Origin of the sequence: Tepidibacter sp. (genome assembly GCF_025210165.1) — a bacterium.
GTDB lineage: Bacteria > Bacillota > Clostridia > Peptostreptococcales > Peptostreptococcaceae > Tepidibacter_A.
In genome coordinates this window covers 17,702-37,357 of the sequence record NZ_JAOASI010000018.1, presented here as the reverse complement: position 1 = coordinate 37,357, position 19,656 = coordinate 17,702, and the positions used below count along the sequence as shown (strand labels likewise).

The following is a 19,656-nucleotide window of genomic DNA, read 5'->3' as shown; positions in this document are numbered from 1 at the left end:
AATATTTAAATAAGCTCATAATCCACACAAGCCATAGAGCTTGCAACAGATTTTATATATTCTTTAACAGGAACATGAACTTCATAATCTGCATAAATTTTTAAATCTTCTTTTGAATCAAAATAAGTTGTAAGACATAAATCATAGTTTCTATCAGATTCTAAAAAATTAACCCCAACCTCTATGTCCTTAAGTACATCTATTTTACCATCCATATCTAAAAGTCTTCTTTTTGCTTCTTCAACCTCTTTTTTATCATCAAATCTAAAAAATACTATATGCTTTATCACCTATACCACCTCTATATTATATTTTCCAACTGTATCATTTAAATAATTTAAGAATTCCTCTCTTAAGTTATCTCTTTTAAGAGCATAGTCTACAGTGGCCTGTAAAAATCCTAACTTGTCTCCAACATCATATCTTTTACCTTCAAAATTATACGTATACATAGCTTCTATCTTTGCAAGCTCTTTTAGTCCATCTGTAAGCTGTATTTCTCCACCTTTTCCAGCTGGAAGATTTTCAAGTATCTCAAATATTCTAGGAGTTATGATATATCTTCCAAGAATAGCTATATTAGAGGGTGCTTTATCTACTTCTGGCTTTTCAACTAAATCTTTAACCTTATATATTCTATCCTCTATATGCTTGCCCTCTACTATACCATATTTTTTTACATCTTCAGTAGGAACATTTTGAACCCCAAGTATAGTAGTTCTATACTCACTATAAGCATCAATTAACTGCTTTAAGCAAGGTTTTTTAGAATCAACTATATCATCTCCTAGCATAACTGCAAAAGGTTCATTTCCTATAAAATGCTTAGCACAGTGTATGGCATGACCAAGTCCTTTAGGTTCTTTTTGCCTTATATAATGTATATTTATCATGTTAGATATACTTCTTACTATATCTAATAGTTCCTCTTTCCCTTGTTTTTCAAGCTGTATTTCAAGTTCTACAGATTTATCAAAATGGTCTTCTATAGATTGTTTATTTCTTCCCGTTATTATAAGTATCTCTTCTATCCCCGAATCAACAGCTTCTTCTATTATATATTGAAGCGTTGGTTTATCAACTATAGGAAGCATTTCTTTTGGCTGAGCCTTAGTCGCAGGCAAAAACCTTGTTCCAAGTCCTGCGGCTGGTATTATAGCTTTTCTAACCTTATCCACATAAACATCCCCTTTATTAAAAAAATTCGTCTAATTATATTTCTTCAATTATTATATTATATAATTAATTATTTAGATACAGGGATATTTACCACTTCTGTGTCTGTAACTATAGCAGAGAATTTGCCTTTTATTTTTTCTGGGTTTTCATAAAGAATATTTAAAGCTTTTTTAATCATTTCTTCGTTATTTCCCGTTACAATCCATATATTAGATAATGAAGAATAACCTTTTGGTAATGATGCTATTACAGAAGCTTTTTCAAATTCTTTAACTACGTTTTTGCAACAATCAAGGCCTTGAACCTTATCATCTACTTTAAAAAATAACTCTCCATTTTTATCGTTGTATATATCCATTATATTATCTATTTTAGAAAGCTCACTCCAAGTTAAAATAAGTACAGTATTTATTTTTTCATCATCATCATACCCATTATTTATATCCTTTTTAACTAAATTCTCAACTCCATTATCTTTTAAATAATTGTATAATTTGTCCGTATCTTTTTTAAACTTTTGGGAATATACAAGTTCTGTTTTTAATTTTTTACCATTATATCCATTAGTAAAATTCTTAGGATATGACCCTATTATACTAGATATATAAATTTCATTTTCCCAAGTATGATAATCCCATAACACATCATCTCCTGAATTTAGATAATAATTTTTAGGACCTACTTGTGCTAAATTACCATTTATATAATAAAACCAGCCTAACTTATTTTCTTCACTATATTTAGACTTTATCCCATTTATTGAATCTATAAATCCATTTTCAATTTGTATATCTAAATTATTCTTCATTAATTCCATAACTGTAGTATCTTTGGTGAAATTTAAATTTTGATCATATAATTTCTTATATCCAAAATCTCGAGATAAAATAATGTTACTTTCCTCTGCCTCTAAATCTTTACTACAACCGATCGTAGATGTCATAAATATCAAAACGATAACTAACAATAATGTCTTTTTCATAATTTAATCCTCCAAAAATTAATAACCTCATCTATTTGATAAGGTTATTTATATACTGTACTAGGTCTATTATACCATTTTTCGATATTATTTTGTAGTAATTTGAAATGTCAGTTTTTCAAGTTCATCTACCAAAGTTTCAAATTTATTAAGTGCATCTTTTATACATTTTGTATCGTTCATATCTACACCCGCTTTTTTTAGTATTTCTATAGGATAATCAGACCCTCCAGCAGCTAAAAAATCTAAATACTTTTCCTTTTTACCACTCAATATATCCTTAGATAAGCTTATAGCAGCACAACAACCCGTAGCATACTTATAAACATAAAAATTAGAATAAAAATGAGGTATCCTACTCCACCATATAGAGCATATATCATCAGGGTAAAAATCCTTACCATAGTATTTTTTCATAAGATTTGCCCAAAGCTTATTTAAATTATCAGATGTTAGAGCCTCTCCTTTTTCAGCTCTATCATGTATAATTTTTTCAAACTCAGCATACATAGCTTGGGTATATATGCTTCCCCTTATAAGATCTATATAACCTTGTATATAATATATTTTTTCATTTTTAGTTTTAGCATTCTTTATCAAATGCTCAAATAATAGAGCTTCATTAGTTATAGATGCTACTTCTGCAGTGAATATAGGATAATTATAGTTTACATATTCTTGATTTTTAGCAGAGTAATAATTGTTCATTGCATGACCCATTTCATGTGCAAATGTAGATACACTGTTTAATGTATTATTGTAATTTAAAAGAACATAGGGATGTGTATCATAACTCCCCCATGAATAAGCTCCACCTCTTTTATTTTTATCAGAATATACATCTACCCATCTATTATCTATTCCAAATTCCAAATCCTCTACATACTGCTTGCCAAGAGGAACTAATGCCTTCATTAAGATATTTTTTGCCTCATCATACTCTATTTTTTTATCACTTTCTATCAAAGGATTATACATATCATAATAATGTATCTCATCAAGCTTTAATATTTTCTTTCTAAGAGCTACATACTTATGGAATACATCTAATTTATTATTCACCTCTATTATTAAATTGTTGTACAATGATACATCTATGTTATCCTTATCAAGAGATGCCTCAAGAGAGGTTTTATAATTCCTAGCTTTTGAATAAAATATATCCTTCTTAACTTGACCTGATAGAGCAGATGCTAGAACATTTATATTTTTTTTATAGCTTTCAAATTCTTCTACAAATGCCTGCTTTCTAGTTTCACGATTATCATCTTGTAATAATTTTGAATATTCACCTGGAGTAAAATTAGTTTTTCTATCTATATCTTTAAAAGAAGTATAAACCTTCTCTGGAGTACTTGCCAGTCCTTTGGATAAAGACAAAATTCTTTCTTCTTTATCAGATAGCATATGCTCCTTTGACTTATACAAGTTATTCAAATAAAATTCATATGGCTTTAACTTAGAGTTATTCTTTACAAACTTATCTATAGTTTCCTTTGGAACACTTAAAATCTCAGGCTCTATAAATGATACACTACTGCTAAGCTTAACAACCAAATAACTTATATTATCGCACATGGTAAGATATTTATTATTGGAAGTATCTGTATCCTTACTCATATAAGCATACGCATACATCTTCTCAAGCATTCTGCTCATATTATCACTCATATTCAGAGCATCATATAAATATCTAGAACCCCTAGTAAGCTTTCCTTTATAAGATTGTATTCTATTTATATTTTTCTCAAGTATCTTATAATCCCTATCCCAATCAGAATCAGAAGAGTATATATCTGAAAGATTCCACTTATACTTATTAGTATTTTTATTACTAAATACCGATACAGTTTTACTCTCTAAACTATAAAAAGTAAATAAACTTATAATCAATACTATAATACAAGATAATTTATATAACTTTTTCATAAAAATCCTCCTAATCATACTTATGTATAATTAGGTTGTCTATTTTTTTTAAAATTATTAGCAAAAAAAGATGGCTAATTTAGCCATCTTTAAATTATTTCATATTTATTACTTCTGCACCATAATCTAAAAATTCTCCAGTTAAAGCATCTATATATCCTATATTTTCCATTCCTTCTTTTTCACTCATTCTATACATTAATCTTATACTTTTTTTATTATTTTTTTGATCAAGTATAGTTACATAACAAAGTTTCACTTCATTTTTATCAAGATATGATTGCTTTAATTTTTCTTTATTTAAAGCCTTATTCTTATCTTCAAATACTTTGCTATTATCCCATTCAGATTCTATAGCTAATACAGTATTGTTATTTAGATCTACATACACATTTATACGATCCTCATCATAAACTACCCCATTTACAACTCTATCAAAAGAATATTGTTCAACTTCATCATAATATTCATTAATTTCTCTTTTACCAGTATCTATATTTATAGCTTTACTTTGACAATTGTTTTTTATAACCTCTAAAGCTTTTTCATAACCATCTTCCCATGTGTACTTTAGTTTCGCACTTGCTTCTTTCCATTTATCAAAATCAGTTGTCATATATACTATTTCTTTATTATTTTTGTCTATTACTAATTTACCCTCTAATTCATCTTTTTCTTCATCTTTATAACTAAATTTAACTCCCCAAGCTTCTCCTTTTGATGTTTTTTTCTTATTATTATCACCAAGCTCTTCTATACTTTTTATATTAATATCCTTGTTCGATAATTCTTTTATTTTTTTTACGGCAATATCTTTAGCTTCTTGCTCAGTTAAATTATAGCTTGGCATCTTTACTGATATAGATTGTTTATAATTTTCTTTACTAATAATATTTTTGTCTATATTTTTTATATAATCTTCAAGCTCACCTTTTTTAGCATTTACCATATTTGAAATCTTATAAGAAGGTTCATATACAAGCTTTACTTTTTCATTTCCATCTTTATCATATGAATCTATATAAATCGGTTTCATTTCTAGATTATCTTCTATAATCTTTCTAGCCTTGTCCTTATCTATTATATCTTCAACTACTGGAATATCAATATTATTACTCCAATCTAAATAATAATCAGATACTTTGCAAGTTTCTTTATCTACAGTTATATCTATTCCTTCATGTGCAAATTCTAATTTATTTGAAATTCTTTTATATTTAAAATCAAAGCTATTCTCATTTTCTGTTTGTATGCATTTAGTATTCTTTACTTTATCAGGATGCATTTTATTTACTATATTGTCTGCTAACTTTCTAGCTTCATCTTTTGTTATTTTTTTGTTATTTTCATCATCTGTATATATGTATATACTAGATACAGTTTTATCAGCCTCAATATATACATCTATATCTAGATAATTTTTATCTTCTCTAAATATATTTACATCCCAAGCCCCTTCTTCATAAGCCTCTTCTGCTTCAACACTAAAATCATCCTCAACTTCTATATCAAAGTATTTTTCAACCGTATCAACAGCTATCTTCTTAGCATCATCCTTACTTACATTCTCATCAGCAAAAACAAATATACAATTGCTAATTACAAAAACTAATACAAACAAACTCAAAATCCATCTGTTCTTCATAAAAACGCCCCCTACTTTTTTTGTATATACTAAGAAAATAATACCATATTATAGTTTATTTTTACAGCTATATTTTTTTAATTCTATTTAAATGTTATACACTCAATAAAAAATGAAGCTTATTAAAATGTTAGCAAATGATTTAAATATTTTTAAATAAAACTTGTATTATATCGTTTGAATATCCGTTAAGAAAGTTCGTTGTCTGAGCATAGCGAGTTCAGAACTTTTAGGATCTTCAATAAGATATGATACTTAGTTTTATTAAAAATATTTAACACATTGCGTTATTTTAATAAGCTTCATTTTTGGTTTAAACTATAATAAATTTACTCTATTCCACCTTGAGATAAAGCTTTATATATACTCACTGCCATCTCTGTCATTGTAGCATTATCCTTAGGTCTAAAGCTTGAATTATTTCCACTTATTATTCCAAGCCCCTTGCATACAGCTACATATCCCTTATAAGCTTCATCTATACTAGCTTCATCACTAAATTTAAGTGAATATATATTTTTCATATTCGCCATATCTTCTTTTTCTATAAGCTTAACTGCCATTTTAGCCATTTCTTGTCTTGTTATTTTGGCATCCTTATTGAAGTTTTCTTCTTTATTTTCTACAAATCCATATTCAACTGCAAGCTTTATATAAGAACTATCTTCATCATCATTTTTTATATCTTTAAATTTAAGCTCCTTAATATTATTTGCTCTATATGGTCTGTATCCTCTTGCATTTACAAGCATCTTTATAGCATCTATTTTTGATATCTCACTATTTGGCTCAAATGTTTTAAAATCTATTATATAACTATCACTTAATATTGTAAGCTCTTTTTTAGCCCAACTATCCTTTATTTTATCTGAATAGTCTTTATCATCATTCTTTTCAATTTCATTCCCATTATAATCTAATACTTTTCCAGTTATTGCATCAACTTTAGCAAACCCATAATTGTCTTTTAATGTATAAGCTAAAATTGCTCTTTTACTAGTTTCTTTTTCATTCTCAATAGTAGTATACCCTAATTCAATATCATGATTATCAAAGTATATATCCTTTGCCTTATCTTTATCAATCACATTATTAATAACTGGGAATTTAACATCATTATTCCATACATATTGTACGTCTGATACCTCACCTGTTTTTGCATCAATAGATATATATATACTATTATTTTCATAGTTTATTTTATTGTCAATTCTTCCAAAATCATAATAGTATGAATCTTTATTTATTTTTTTACCATTTATATAGTGATAACCTCTTTGTTCTAATAATTTAGTATCTATATTCTTTATATTATATCCATAATTCTCTGCTAAAAATTCTATAGCCTTATCATATCCCTGACTCCAAGTTATTTTTGGAGTGAAATCTTCTTCTTTATCATTGAAAATATAAGTATCAAAAGATATAATTTCACTTGTAAGTGCATCTATACAAATATGCCCATCTCTATCTTTATCTTTAATATCAAATCCAGCTTCCCATGTCTTTCTTCCTCTTGTCATATGATGATTATCGTCTTCTTCATATCTTAATCTATCAATTTCAAAATCATCTTTTATAAAATCTTTTATAATAGATATCATCTTATTTTCTGCTTCTTCTTGTGTTAATTCCTTACTTCTTTTTTGAGGCTTAGTGCTTTTATTATATATTTTTTCTTTTTCTTCATCTTTTATATCCTTGTACTTTAACTCGCCTTTAGATCCATCCCTTTTAAGTATCTCTGCCTTTTTAGCATCTACTAAAAATCCTTTTTCATTGTATGGTCTATAAGACAATGATATTCTATCAGGCTTATTATCATCATTCTTATCTATATCAGAATATACAAGCTTCATATCAGTATTATCCTTTAATATTTGCTTTGATTTATCTTTAGCTATAACATCTTTGTTATCATTAAATTTCATATCATAATCCCAATTAATTCCATAAGATTCTACTTTACCTGTAGATCCATTTACTTCTATATGTATATTATTTTGGTCAAAGTTAACTTCATTTTCACATCTTACATAATTAAAACTATAATTTTCTCCTCTAAATCTTTTTGACCAATATTTATTTTCACTAAGCTTTACCTTAGTGCTCTCAACAGGATTTATTTTCTTTAAGAAGTTATCAGCTATTTTTTTTGCTTCTTCTTTTGTCATACTAGGAATTGATTTATTATCTTTATTGCTATCCCAGTTATAATAGCGTAGTTCTAATATCTTTCCATTATCAGCATCTATTTCTGCATCTATATCTATGTCTATATTATCTTTAAATTTATTCCAATTCATACTCCATACAGATTTGTCATCATATCTTTCATTTCTAAACTCTATTCTAGATTCAAACTTATCGTCTAATTCAATACCCAAATAATTTTTTAAAGCATTTTCTGCTGTCTTCTTTGCCTCATCCTTTGATACATTAGAATCAGCAAAGGATAGTATAGAACTTCCTAATACTAAAAATACAGTAAAAATAGTTAAAACAATTCTTTTTAAATTCATCTTCTTACCCCCCTCATTGATATTTCCTCTATAAGTATTATACTACATTTTTTTTAATAAATTACATTTTTTAGTGTATGTTTTTTATCTTTATATCCATATATAGAGTTGAAAGGGGATGATAGTATGGCAATAACAAGTGTTAAAACAGGATTAAGTCTAAAATTAAAGTATTCCTTAGGTAAGGATAAGAAGGGGGTTGAAAAATTTAAGACAACATCTATTAAGAACTTAAAGCTAGATGCTACTGATGAAGACTTATTTAAAATGACTACTTTAATGAAGGGTATGCAGAGTATTTCTTTGAATAATGTTAAGAAGGTAGTTGATACTGATTTAAGTGAGTAGAGGTATTAAGTTTATTATATTTTAGTTCTAATTCCGCAACTCAAATTATTAAATTTTCTCTCTTAAGTTAAATTTTATTCCTATTTGAATAATTTTAAAGGTAGGAATAAATATTTAAAAGTCGTTCAAAAATTGAATAATTTGAGTTGCTAGTTATGATATACACATAAAAATCATAATCTATTCTAAATTAAAAAATATAATAAACCTAAATTGTTGGTGTGGTTTTGCAGAATAAAATATAGGGGGTAATATTATGGAAAAGAGACTTGATATGAAGTTTGTTAAATCTGATGGTAAGAAGGTTACTATTAAGGTTCATAGCTTAAAGGATGATGTTGAGGCTAGTGCTATAGATGCTTTAATGGACTACATAGTATCTAAGGATTTGTTTAAGTTTAATGGAGAAGGTATAGTTAAGAAGGAATCAGCTGAGATTGTAACTACTCAAACTGAAAATGTTCATATTAATTAATCTAAAAGGGGCTAATTTTAGCCCCTTTTAAATATAAGGAGTGGTATTATGAATGAACTTTTAGGGCTTGTTTCTAATGTTGGTTTTCCTATAGTTTTATCTATATACCTTTTAACGAGGATAGAGGAAAAACTTGAGAATTTAACTCAGAGTATTAATAAGCTAAATAATGTGATATCTAAAATAGAATCCAAAAAATCTTCATTTTAAAAATTTGTGGGTTATCAAAACTATCTGTGAAAATATCTAAAAGCATTCACTAATATTTTCATAGATAGTTTTAAATTTTAAACTACATATATATTCCAGCACCAGGTCCTAAAGGTATATTAAACTTCATGAATATAACCAATAAAATCATCCATAATATAGCATACACAATTGAATACGGAAGCATATTAGCAATTATAGTTCCCATTCCAGCTTTTTTATCATACTTTCTAGCAAAAGCTAAAATTATAGGAAAATAAGGAAAAAGTGGACTTATAGGATTAGTTATTGAATCTCCTATACGATAAGCTACTTGTGTTACAGCTGGATTGTAATCTAAAAGTAAGAACATAGGAACGAATACAGGTGCCATTATAGCCCATTTTGCCGAAGCACTTCCTACAAATAAATTTATAAATCCAGACAATATGATAAACCCAATTATAAGCCCAAATCCAGTGAAACCCATATTTTTTAAAAATTCTGCCCCTTTGACAGATATTATTACTCCTATATTGCTAATTGTAAATAGTGCTAAGAATTGAGATGCAGCAAATGCAAGAACTATATACATACCCATCTCACTCATAGATTGCCCCATCATAGCAACTACATCTTTATCATTTTTTATCTTTTTAGTTATTTTTCCATATATTAAACCAGGAATAAAGAACATCAAAGTTATTATTGGGACAAGACCCTTCATAAGAGCAGCCTTAGATGCAAGTAGAGAATTAGTTTCTGGGTCCTTCATAAATGCATTATCACCTATACAAAGACCAACTACTAAAACTAGCATTAAAACTAAAGATATACCTGCCCATTTAATCCCTTTTTTCTCATCTTCACTAATCTCACTAACTAATTCTGAATCAGAATCTCCATCATATTTATCAAACCTAGGAGCTATTATTTTTTCAGTTATAATTACAGATGCTATGAGAATTATAATAGTAGAAGCTAAAAGAAAATAAAAGTTCATAGCAGGAGTTGCTTGATAGCTAGGATCTATCATCTGGGCAGCTGGTATAGTAAAACCTCCTAATAAAACGTCTATCATGCTTACCATAATATTAGCTGAAAAACCTCCAGCAACTCCAGCATAAGCTGCAAACATACCTATAAGAGGATGTCTTCCTATACCAAGAAATACTATAGCTGCAAGAGGAGGTAGAACTATAAATCCAGCATCCCCAGCTGCATTAGCAAGTATTCCTACAAATACTATCATACCTGTAATCAAATTATTAGGAACCTTGCTAATAGAGCTCTTAAGAGCCGTCTCCATAAGTCCTGATTTTTCAGCGACTCCAGCCCCAAGCATAACAACTAAAACAAGACCTAGTGGCGGAAATCCTTGAAAGTTTCCTACAATACCTGTTAATATTCCTCTAAGTCCATTCTTACTCATAAGATCTACTACACTTACAGTTTCTTGAGTTAATGGATGAACTACAGATACATTTAATATAAATAATACCTTAGATAATATAACTATTAGTCCACATAGAATAGCAAATAAAGTTACAGGATCAGGCAACTTATTTCCCACAATCTCTATTCCATTTAAGAGTCTACTAAAAAACTTATTATCCTTAACCTGAGCTTTTTCCATAACACTTCCCCCTTTATGCTCTCAAATAATCTATCGCAGTCTGAGCAAGCCCTTTAGCAATAGTAAGTATATTCTTATCATCCCACTTGAACTTAGGATGGTGATGAACTACTAAGTTATCCTTATCTTTACTAATTCCTACAAATATAAAAGATGATGGAACTAATTGGCCAAAATATGCAAAATCCTCTCCTCCCATAGTAGGCTCCTTCATGTCAAACACTCTATCTTTTCCAACTATTTTCTTAAACGAGTTTCTAGCAAGCTCAGTCATTTCTTCATCATTTATAAGAGGTGGATATTTTTCTTCATACTCAAACTCATAACTTGCTCCTTGAGAATTAGTTACAGCCTTTAATATATCTTCCATAGCCTTTGGTATAAAATTTCTATGCTCCTCACTAAAACTTCTAACAGTACCTACAACCTCTACATCATTAGGTATAACATTGTGGCTTTTTCCACCATTAATAGAACCAAATGATATAACAGCACTTTCAAGAGGACTTATTCTCCTACTTATAATAGACTGCATGTTATTAATAACTTGAGAAGCTATAACAATAGGGTCTACACTAAGATGTGGAACAGCTCCATGTCCACCTTTTCCCTTTACTTTAAATCTGAACATATCAGGAGCAGCCATCATAGCTCCTTTTCTTACATGAACTTCTCCTTCAATCATTTCACCCCATAAATGACATCCAAAGGCTGCATCTACTTTAGGATTTTCCATAATCCCTTCATCTATCATAGGTTTTGCTCCTCCATGTTCTTCCTCTGCTGGTTGAAATATAAGCTTTACATTTCCATAAATCTCATCCTTCATATCATTTAGTATCATAGCAGCACCTAAAAGACCTGACATATGCCCATCATGACCACATGCATGCATACAATTGGCAACCCTAGATTTATAATCTACATCTGCCTCTTCACTAATAGGCAGAGCATCCATATCAGCACGAAGAAGAACTGTCTTCCCAGGATGATTCCCTTTTATAAGGCCTACAACCCCAGTTTTTGCAATATTATCTTTATATTCAATCCCTAATCTTTTAAGCTCATTAGTAATAGTTTTTGCTGTCTTGAACTCCTCATAACCCATCTCTGGATACATATGAAACTGATGTCTCAAATTTACCATTTTACTATAATTATCATCACCTATTTTATTTATAATATCTGTATACATTTTTATCCCTCCTCGTTTATATACCGTATATACTTGTGTTTTATTTTTATGCACCAATATTCTATTTTAGTACACAGTTGGAATATTAATATTTATATACATAAAAATTTAACTTTACAGAATGCATTTTATTAAAACTATATATCCATATACTTACAAAATTTCCATATTATTTTGTATATGCTATTGCACACCAAACAATTGTTCGATATAATATATTCAGAACATATGTTTGGTTAATTTAGGGGGGATACCATTGAATACATATGAAGAAATCAATGAATTAGTTAAAATGTCTCAAAGAGGTGATAACGACTCACTTGAAAAACTACTAGATATGCTAAAACCACTTTTAATATCCAAATGTAAGCACTACTTTGGATATATAAATGAAGACCTATATCAAAATGGAGTTATAAAATCAATAGAACTTATAAGTAACTTTGACTTTAAGAAGAACACAAAATTTTTAGGGTATATGAAGTTTATGATAAGCTGCTTTTACTGGGATCAAAAAAAGGACGAGTTAAAATCAAAAGAAATAAGTATAGACTTTGATGATAATCAAAGTAAAGAAATTTATACTGAAGATTTCTCAAATATTGAGACTATAGAAGCTTTATCAATTTTAAATAATACAGAAATAAAGGTTGTAGAAAAAAATTTGATACAAGGTCATAGCCTTCTTGAAATAGCAAAAGAAATGAATATATCATATAGCTGGGTTAAAAGGGTCAAATCACAAGCCATTAAAAAACTGCAAAAGTATTACTCACTAAACTATTCTATATGAAATTAGCTTTCTTAACAAATTATCTACGAATCAAAATGTTATAAATTCCCATAGTATAAAAAGAAGGTTATTAAATATATTTAATAACCTTCTTTTTTTGATTTAATATGCAATTTCTAAGTTAAATATCATGAAGTATATTATATATAGCATGTCTAGGTAAATTATGTGTTATATCTCCTACAGTGAAGGATATAATTGGAGAAACTTCCGATTCAAACCACTGCAATATTTGTTGTATTTGTGGCTGTGTTAGTTCATCTTTTGGTACTATTAAAGAATTTCCATCAATAAAATTTATCTTTATTGACATAGATATACTTCCTTTCTAAGTAGTATTTCAATTTAATATATAGTATTCACTATATATCAAATTGTTCCCACAATGAATCTTATTGATTCCTACCTTTTATATTTTACCACAATAGTATTTTTTTCCAATGTATATAGTTTCATTTTTTAACAGAACTTACACTTAATTGCTTTATAATCAACTCTAATTATATATATGAAAAAAAAAGCTTATATATGCAACGAGTAGACGCATATATGTATCTTCATAACCTTATTCTATTTTTTATTTTTACTATTTGTATTATATACTCTATATACCCAAAGCTCACTATTCATCACCATTCCCTCTCTTTAAATTAGTTAAAAACAAAAAGCCCTATGCTTTTTATAGCACAAGACTTTATAACTCAAACTATTTAATACATAATGATATCTAAACTAATTTAACTTCTTGACCATCTGGGAATACAAGCTTCATCTTTAATTCATGTTTGATATTTCTATTCTGCTCTATGAAAATAACTAGCTGCTTTGGTATATAAATCACTGTTTCATCGTTATTCTCATAATTAAACAGAGACTTTAATATCTCATCCAATCTAACTCTCTGTTCTTTAGTTTTATCTATCACATGACCAAATTCCAACTGCACTTATTATTGTTGATATCTCCATTAATTCTTATTCATTCATTCTATTTATGTCATATAAAGCTTAATTTTTTCAAAAGAATATAAAAATGTCAAGCTATTTCAGCCTGGCAAATCACGTTATCTTAATTCTTTTAATTCCATTGCTAAACTATAAGGAATTATTTGATATTCTTCTCTTTCTTTATATGCTCTTTCCCCATGCATATAATCTATGATTTCTCTTGACCTATAATCTTTAAAAGTAGTTGCTACTTTTTCAAGAACATTAATCTCCTCTAACGAAAAATCTGAAACACAAACCTCTTTGTTAGGAATAATTTTATAGCTAATAGCATCATATATACTCTCTTCTACTAGCTTTACCATTGAAAGATAATTTACCTAAATACTGTCTGCCTTAGTTATTCTTATTAATTCTTGGGTAAACACTTGAGGTATTTTATTAGCTATTTTTTTAGCTATATTAGGATTTTTATCCTCAACCTTTATCTTCATAATTTCTGTATCCTTAACGGGAGATACAGTTATATTTTTTCTTAATTCTTCATATTCCATATTTAGCTCTAAATCATCTATTACCTTATCTAATACCGATCTTGATTTTGATATTTCTGCATATTCAACAACTAGTTTTTGGTTTAAAATAACATCTTGATAATTTATAACATTACCTTCTTGATTTTTAGCTTTATTTACCATAAGAATTTTACTAGTTTCATACACAGGATCTAATACAAAAAGCTTACTATAGCACTTGTAACAGTAGCTATTACCCAAAAGCTCTTCTTTATAATATCAAAATACTCCTTAGTTCTATAGTTTCTTCCATTATATTTTTTATAATTCTTTTTAGTTTACTTTGCTTATATTTTATAGGTTGTTTAATTATTATCTCTTGATTTAATATTAGTTTTTGAGGATTTTCATAAAATATTTCTTTAGATTTTTCTTTTCCTATTTTATCTTTAATATATTCATATGCTTTGTTCAAAATAGGATTTCTGGAATTTGAGGAATGGGCATCAGTTGCCACAAAATAAACCATATTATTTCTAATAAGTATATCGCATATATTTTGAATTTGTTTACCAGATTTCCCAGTTATACTACTTACATTAATTTGAATTAATGCCCCAGCATTTATATATTCATATATATTATTAATATCGTTCACTATCTTTTCGTATCTCTCTACATGAGCAAGTATCGGCATATAATTTCTAATCTTAAATTCGTATATTATATCTTCTATATTATTAGGAAAATTGGACGGACTAAATTCTATAAGAATATATTTAGATTTATTTAAAGAGTAAAAATCTAATTCATCTATTCTATTCATTAATTCATTAGTATAGTAAAGTTCATTTCCAATTAAAATTTCTAGATCTATTCCTTCTTCTTTTAATATCTTGTTAAAATCATCAATCTTTTTCTCAATCTATTTTCCAACTATAGAGTTTGAATCTAAGTGATAGTGCGATGTATTTATTATTTTTTTTATCCCATCATTTGATGCTATTTTTGCCATTTGTACAGATTGCTCAATAGACTTTGAACCATCATCTAAACCCGAAACAATATGGCAATGTATATCTATTATATATTCTCCCTTCCTTTCATGGATTATTATCTAAAGTTTCACTTCATACTTTCTATTAATTTTTTAAACTGCGGTATATAATCATTTACTTAATTAATTCTCATATGCTATATTTTATCAAACTTTATTGTTTATTACTAACAAAATTCGTTTACTCGCTAACGTTCTTACAGCCCTCGTTGTTTAAAAATAGTTTCACGTACAGCCTTTGCATTAATGTTCTAATAGCATAAAAATAATATAGTTTTATGTAAAATAAATAATTATTTCCTCGGAAATACTATAAGATTTCTTTAATTTTTCTCAAAAACAGTCTCAAGTGTAGCTTTTTCAATCATTTATTCACAAAGCAAAAAATTATATAGTTTTCTATAGAGTAAAAAAATAAATAAAGGTTATTAAAATGTTAGGACATGATTTAGATGTTTTTGTATAAAACTTGTATTACAGCGCTTGAATATCCGTTAAGAAAGTTCGTTGTCTGACCGTCAGAGAGTTTAGAACTTTTAGGATATTCAATAAGATGTAATACTTAGTTTTATTAAAACATTAACACATGACCGTTATTTTAATAACCTTTATTTTGATCTTAAGTGCATATATACATAATATATAGTTTTATTAAAATATTGATTAAGTAGCGGTATTTCAGTACTCCTTATTTTTCGCTTAAACACCATACCAAAATAGCATCTAATTGAAATATATTATATTTTCTCTATAATCTCTTTGTAAATCCCTCTCAAGAAACTCTAAGAATCTAACAAGCATAGCAGATGCTTCTGATCTTGACATAATCTTATTTGGATTTATTTTATTAAACTTATCTCCTTGAATAAGGCCAATCTCTTTTGCCATGTATATACTATCCTTTGCCCAATAAGGTATTTCTCTATCATCAGAAAAACTAGTATAATACCCAGGTGTTGGTGCCTTATTTTCAAATCCTAAAGCTCTTACCATTATAGTTATGGCTTGTGCTCTAGTTAAGTTTCTATTTGGATTGAACTTATTATTCTCACCATGTATTATTCCTTTATCATATCCACTTTTTACATACTTATAATCATCATCTTTAGTATCTAAATCCTGAAATACTGGCTCTTCTTTAGGAGCCCTTCTAGATCTTCTCTTAGGTTCTTCTATATAAGATCTTATATCACAAGACTTTATTACAGCCTTTGTAAATTCCATTCTATTCATAGGTAAATCAGGAGAGAAAAATTCACCATTTTCATCAAATACATCAAGAGAATATAATTTTTCTATATAACTTTGAGCCCAATGTCCACCCAAATCTCTAAACTTCGGAACTATAAGTCTTTCAACTTTAGGAACCATACTTTTATTCATCTTTATGCTTCCTTTGTTTCTTTTATCATCATCAACTTTTCCATTATCTATTTTTGGAAGATCATACTCATACCTTGATACCATCTGTTGATTAGTAACCCTCATATGACCTCCATTAAAGCTTGAAAAATTAGCTTCATTTTCAGCGTACTTTAAAACCTTAGTTGTACTATCTGATACAGACGCTTTAACATGAGCCTGCCAAGATCCATCTGAATCATCTGGCTTTATATTTCTTATAGAGTAATTTATAATCTGAGTTTCACTATTTCCCCAAAAGTTTTTATATCCTACATCTTGTCCAGAAATATCTACTATAACCTCACCCTGATCCTTATTAACCTTATAATACTTTCTTCCCTGCATATTACCATTATAAAAATCAGATGCTGGTCTATTATCTATAACATTAGACTTTGAAAACTGAAAATCCTCAAGCTCATACTTATCAGAAGCTATTTCAATCTTCTCACTGTATTTTGATATAGAACTTTGAGCTATAGTCTGTCCCTTATCATCTCTCTTATCAAGAAGAGTGTTAACCGTAATCTTTCTATCAAGCTTAGCATTCTTATCCTTATTCTCAAGCTTAAAAGAATAACTTATACTCTCTTCAGTATCCTTAGCTCTCTCCGAAACCTTTATCTCACCCTTTAATCTAACAGGCTCTCCACTTACAAACACAATTTCTTCATACTCATATTCATTATTTATACCACCTGAAAACTCAGGAGGAGCAGCCCAAATATTAATGGGACTAAACACCATGCTCATAACAAATAAAAATGTCAAAATCCTTCTCATCTTTCCTCCTCCTCTCAATCTATCTTCTCTATTAACCTCATAAATTTTCAATTTCGTTGATTAAACACCATCCCAGAAATTTAGGATTTATATTAAATTAGAGCTAGTTTCAAATATATCATTTCCTCCTTATATGTTTTTAATAAGGAAACTATAATTTGCCTTTACGAGAATTTAATATAAATTTTAAATTTCGTTAATTTATCTTAGCTAGAATTCAAAAATATTTATATAAAAATGTTAACGCTGCATTCAGATGTTTTGATTTAAGAAACTTAGTCTTTATCGTTGAAAAATCCGTTAATAAGTTTCGTTGTCTGAGCAAAGTGAGTTTAGAAACTTTAGGATTATTCATAAGATAAAGGCTTAGTTTCTTTCAAAACATCTTTGCATTAGTGGTATTTTTATATGAATATTTTTGCTACTCTAAGTATAAAAAGCTACTTAACTATAAGAACCTTAGAGTATATATCATCCCTAACCATATAAATTCTATCTCCAACTTGTATATCCTCATAACTTATACGTTTTCCATCTTTAATAATTACACACTTATCTATACTTACATTTATAGATACCTTCTTTAACATCCAAGATTCTTTTCTCTTGCTCCAATCTTTTGCATCTTGAATCTTTATAGACCATCCTATCTTAGCATTATTTTCAAGTGACTCAACCATACCTATAGTGGTTCTTTGTCCAGATAAAGAATCCATCTTATTTTTTACATAAATAGAACTTATTCTGTCTCCATCAGTATATATATATCCATAATATTTTTTATGATCTGCATCTAGTGATGAGAATTCATCTATTGTAAGTTGCTTATTATTTATTAAATCATATATATACGTATCTTCATCATAATATAAATCTTTTTCAGAATCAAACGATTCCCATTCATTTTCATTAAGAACATTAAAATCTTCTATTTTTACTGAATAAGTATCTATCTCATCAAGCTTTGATGTATATATATAATTTTGACCAATACTTGAATTATTGATATCTTCATTGTATATATACACTACATCTGCTGATAAGGAATTATTTCTTCCCTCGGCTACTATGAATGCATCTGATTTTGAATTTATAGAGTATTTATCTACAAGTCTTGAATTCTTTATTATTATAGTTCCATCATTAAGAGATATATTTTTCTTATTTGCAAGCTCAAATTTATCACTATAAAAATTTATATCCTCTATTTTATCTGAAAAATTGTATTCATAAGAATCCTTTACAACCATTCTCTCTACTTTTTCTGATCCAAAAAAGTCTTTTACTACTAAATAAACTGTTTTTCCTGCGTAATATTTTAAATCACTATATTCTATCTTGGATCCATTTGAGTACACAGGAACTTCATTATTATAAGGTATAGTAGTATAATTGTTTGCTTTTTCCCACTTACCATTCTTTAAAGTTTTTACATTAAAGAGTGTTACATTTTCCGATACATCATCAGATGATTTCATTACAGCCCTATATAAGCTCTTTATGCTAGTATATTTGTCGTTTATCTCAATCTTATTTACTGTATTTGAATCTATTTTATCAAACAAGAATCTGACCTTATCTCCTACATACAAAGTATTTAAAGATGTAATTTGTCCATTCTTAGTTACTTGTGTTGCTGGTGTTGTATAGAATATTTCTTCATCTTTAGTTACATACTCTAAAGTTATTTGATTTCTATCTATTTTTTTAATAGTTCCATTTCTAACCTTAGATCCTTTAGCTATATATCCTGTATTTTGAGTTGAATAACTCTCTATATAATCTATCTTTTTGCCTCTAAGAGTAGCATAAATTTCCATTCCAGGTTTGAAATCTATAAGAGTTGCATCTCTATTATCTATTATATATACTACATCATCTGTAAAGTTCAATGTATGAAGAGTACCATCGTACTCTTCAATTTGAACTGTTCCATCTAATACATCCTTTATATAACCCTCTATATACTTATCTATATATGGAGAGAATTGATCTGCATGAATCAATGTACAAAAACTCAATACAAATATAATTGTTAAAGATAATATTTTTCTCAT

18 protein-coding genes and 1 pseudogene are annotated in these 19,656 nt (G+C 28.0%); 4 read left to right on the top strand and 15 right to left on the bottom strand.

The window, feature by feature from the left end; translation table 11 throughout:
- Positions 1 to 5: 5 nt before the first annotated feature.
- The 6 genes from N4A48_RS02785 to N4A48_RS02760 all read right to left on the bottom strand — a co-directional run bounded on the left by N4A48_RS02785 (position 6) and on the right by N4A48_RS02760 (position 8,257).
- Positions 6 to 290, bottom strand: coding sequence for a Dabb family protein (locus tag N4A48_RS02785; protein ID WP_293664153.1), 285 nt, complete (start codon positions 288 to 290; stop codon positions 6 to 8).
- Positions 291 to 1,178 carry a UTP--glucose-1-phosphate uridylyltransferase GalU gene (gene galU, locus N4A48_RS02780; protein WP_293664152.1) on the bottom strand — a complete coding sequence of 296 codons (888 nt, stop codon included), beginning with the start codon at positions 1,176 to 1,178 and terminating at the stop codon, positions 291 to 293. It lies immediately after the preceding gene.
- 68 nt (positions 1,179 to 1,246) lie between these two features.
- Positions 1,247 to 2,161 (bottom strand): DUF4430 domain-containing protein, encoded by a 915-nt coding sequence (locus tag N4A48_RS02775; RefSeq protein WP_293664151.1) that lies wholly within the window; start codon positions 2,159 to 2,161, stop codon positions 1,247 to 1,249.
- A gap of 87 nt (positions 2,162 to 2,248) precedes the next feature.
- Positions 2,249 to 4,090: an oligoendopeptidase F gene (pepF, locus tag N4A48_RS02770; RefSeq protein ID WP_293664150.1), complete on the bottom strand. Its 1,842-nt coding sequence runs from the start codon at positions 4,088 to 4,090 to the stop codon at positions 2,249 to 2,251.
- Positions 4,091 to 4,184: 94 nt separating this feature from the next.
- Positions 4,185 to 5,735 carry a YcdB/YcdC domain-containing protein gene (locus N4A48_RS02765; protein WP_293664149.1) on the bottom strand — a complete coding sequence of 517 codons (1,551 nt, stop codon included), beginning with the start codon at positions 5,733 to 5,735 and terminating at the stop codon, positions 4,185 to 4,187.
- A gap of 329 nt (positions 5,736 to 6,064) precedes the next feature.
- Entirely contained in the window at positions 6,065 to 8,257 is a 2,193-nt protein-coding gene (locus N4A48_RS02760) for an S-layer homology domain-containing protein (protein WP_293664148.1), read from the bottom strand.
- A 126-nt stretch (positions 8,258 to 8,383) separates the two neighbouring features.
- On the opposite strand from N4A48_RS02760, the gene N4A48_RS02755 reads away from it, so the two are divergent.
- The 3 genes from N4A48_RS02755 to N4A48_RS02745 all read left to right on the top strand — a co-directional run bounded on the left by N4A48_RS02755 (position 8,384) and on the right by N4A48_RS02745 (position 9,290).
- On the top strand, positions 8,384 to 8,605 hold the full coding sequence (locus N4A48_RS02755) for a DUF1659 domain-containing protein (protein ID WP_293664147.1): 222 nt from the start codon (positions 8,384 to 8,386) through the stop codon (positions 8,603 to 8,605).
- A gap of 256 nt (positions 8,606 to 8,861) precedes the next feature.
- Positions 8,862 to 9,080, top strand: coding sequence for a DUF2922 domain-containing protein (locus N4A48_RS02750; RefSeq protein ID WP_293664146.1), 219 nt, complete (start codon positions 8,862 to 8,864; stop codon positions 9,078 to 9,080).
- Positions 9,081 to 9,128: 48 nt separating this feature from the next.
- Entirely contained in the window at positions 9,129 to 9,290 is a 162-nt protein-coding gene (locus N4A48_RS02745; protein ID WP_293664145.1) for a YvrJ family protein, read from the top strand.
- 82 nt (positions 9,291 to 9,372) lie between these two features.
- On the opposite strand, the gene N4A48_RS02740 is transcribed toward N4A48_RS02745, so the two are convergent.
- Positions 9,373 to 10,905, bottom strand: a complete 1,533-nt coding sequence (locus N4A48_RS02740; protein WP_293664144.1) for an AbgT family transporter — start codon at positions 10,903 to 10,905, stop codon at positions 9,373 to 9,375.
- Positions 10,906 to 10,918: 13 nt separating this feature from the next.
- Positions 10,919 to 12,100 (bottom strand): M20 metallopeptidase family protein, encoded by a 1,182-nt coding sequence (locus N4A48_RS02735; protein ID WP_293664143.1) that lies wholly within the window; start codon positions 12,098 to 12,100, stop codon positions 10,919 to 10,921.
- 256 nt (positions 12,101 to 12,356) lie between these two features.
- Here N4A48_RS02735 and N4A48_RS02730 point away from each other — a divergent pair, with 256 nt between their 5' ends.
- The gene (locus N4A48_RS02730; protein WP_293664142.1) at positions 12,357 to 12,893 is read left to right on the top strand and encodes a sigma-70 family RNA polymerase sigma factor; all 537 of its coding nucleotides are present in this window, start codon (positions 12,357 to 12,359) and stop codon (positions 12,891 to 12,893) included.
- Between the two features lie 121 nt (positions 12,894 to 13,014).
- On the opposite strand, the gene N4A48_RS02725 is transcribed toward N4A48_RS02730, so the two are convergent.
- The 7 genes and pseudogenes from N4A48_RS02725 to N4A48_RS02695 all read right to left on the bottom strand — a co-directional run bounded on the left by N4A48_RS02725 (position 13,015) and on the right by N4A48_RS02695 (position 19,656).
- Complete coding sequence (locus tag N4A48_RS02725) at positions 13,015 to 13,206, bottom strand: hypothetical protein (RefSeq protein WP_293664141.1); 192 nt, start codon at positions 13,204 to 13,206, stop codon at positions 13,015 to 13,017.
- A 414-nt stretch (positions 13,207 to 13,620) separates the two neighbouring features.
- Positions 13,621 to 13,839: a hypothetical protein gene (locus N4A48_RS02720; RefSeq protein ID WP_293664140.1), complete on the bottom strand. Its 219-nt coding sequence runs from the start codon at positions 13,837 to 13,839 to the stop codon at positions 13,621 to 13,623.
- A 117-nt stretch (positions 13,840 to 13,956) separates the two neighbouring features.
- Entirely contained in the window at positions 13,957 to 14,205 is a 249-nt protein-coding gene (locus N4A48_RS02715; RefSeq protein ID WP_293664139.1) for a type II toxin-antitoxin system antitoxin SocA domain-containing protein, read from the bottom strand.
- 15 nt (positions 14,206 to 14,220) lie between these two features.
- Positions 14,221 to 14,616, bottom strand: a complete 396-nt coding sequence (locus N4A48_RS02710) for a YveK family protein (RefSeq protein ID WP_293664138.1) — start codon at positions 14,614 to 14,616, stop codon at positions 14,221 to 14,223.
- A gap of 10 nt (positions 14,617 to 14,626) precedes the next feature.
- Positions 14,627 to 15,433, bottom strand: a pseudogene (locus N4A48_RS02705) (tyrosine-protein phosphatase).
- 702 nt (positions 15,434 to 16,135) lie between these two features.
- Entirely contained in the window at positions 16,136 to 17,599 is a 1,464-nt protein-coding gene (locus N4A48_RS02700; protein ID WP_293664137.1) for an S-layer homology domain-containing protein, read from the bottom strand.
- 440 nt (positions 17,600 to 18,039) lie between these two features.
- Entirely contained in the window at positions 18,040 to 19,656 is a 1,617-nt protein-coding gene (locus N4A48_RS02695) for a hypothetical protein (RefSeq protein WP_293664136.1), read from the bottom strand.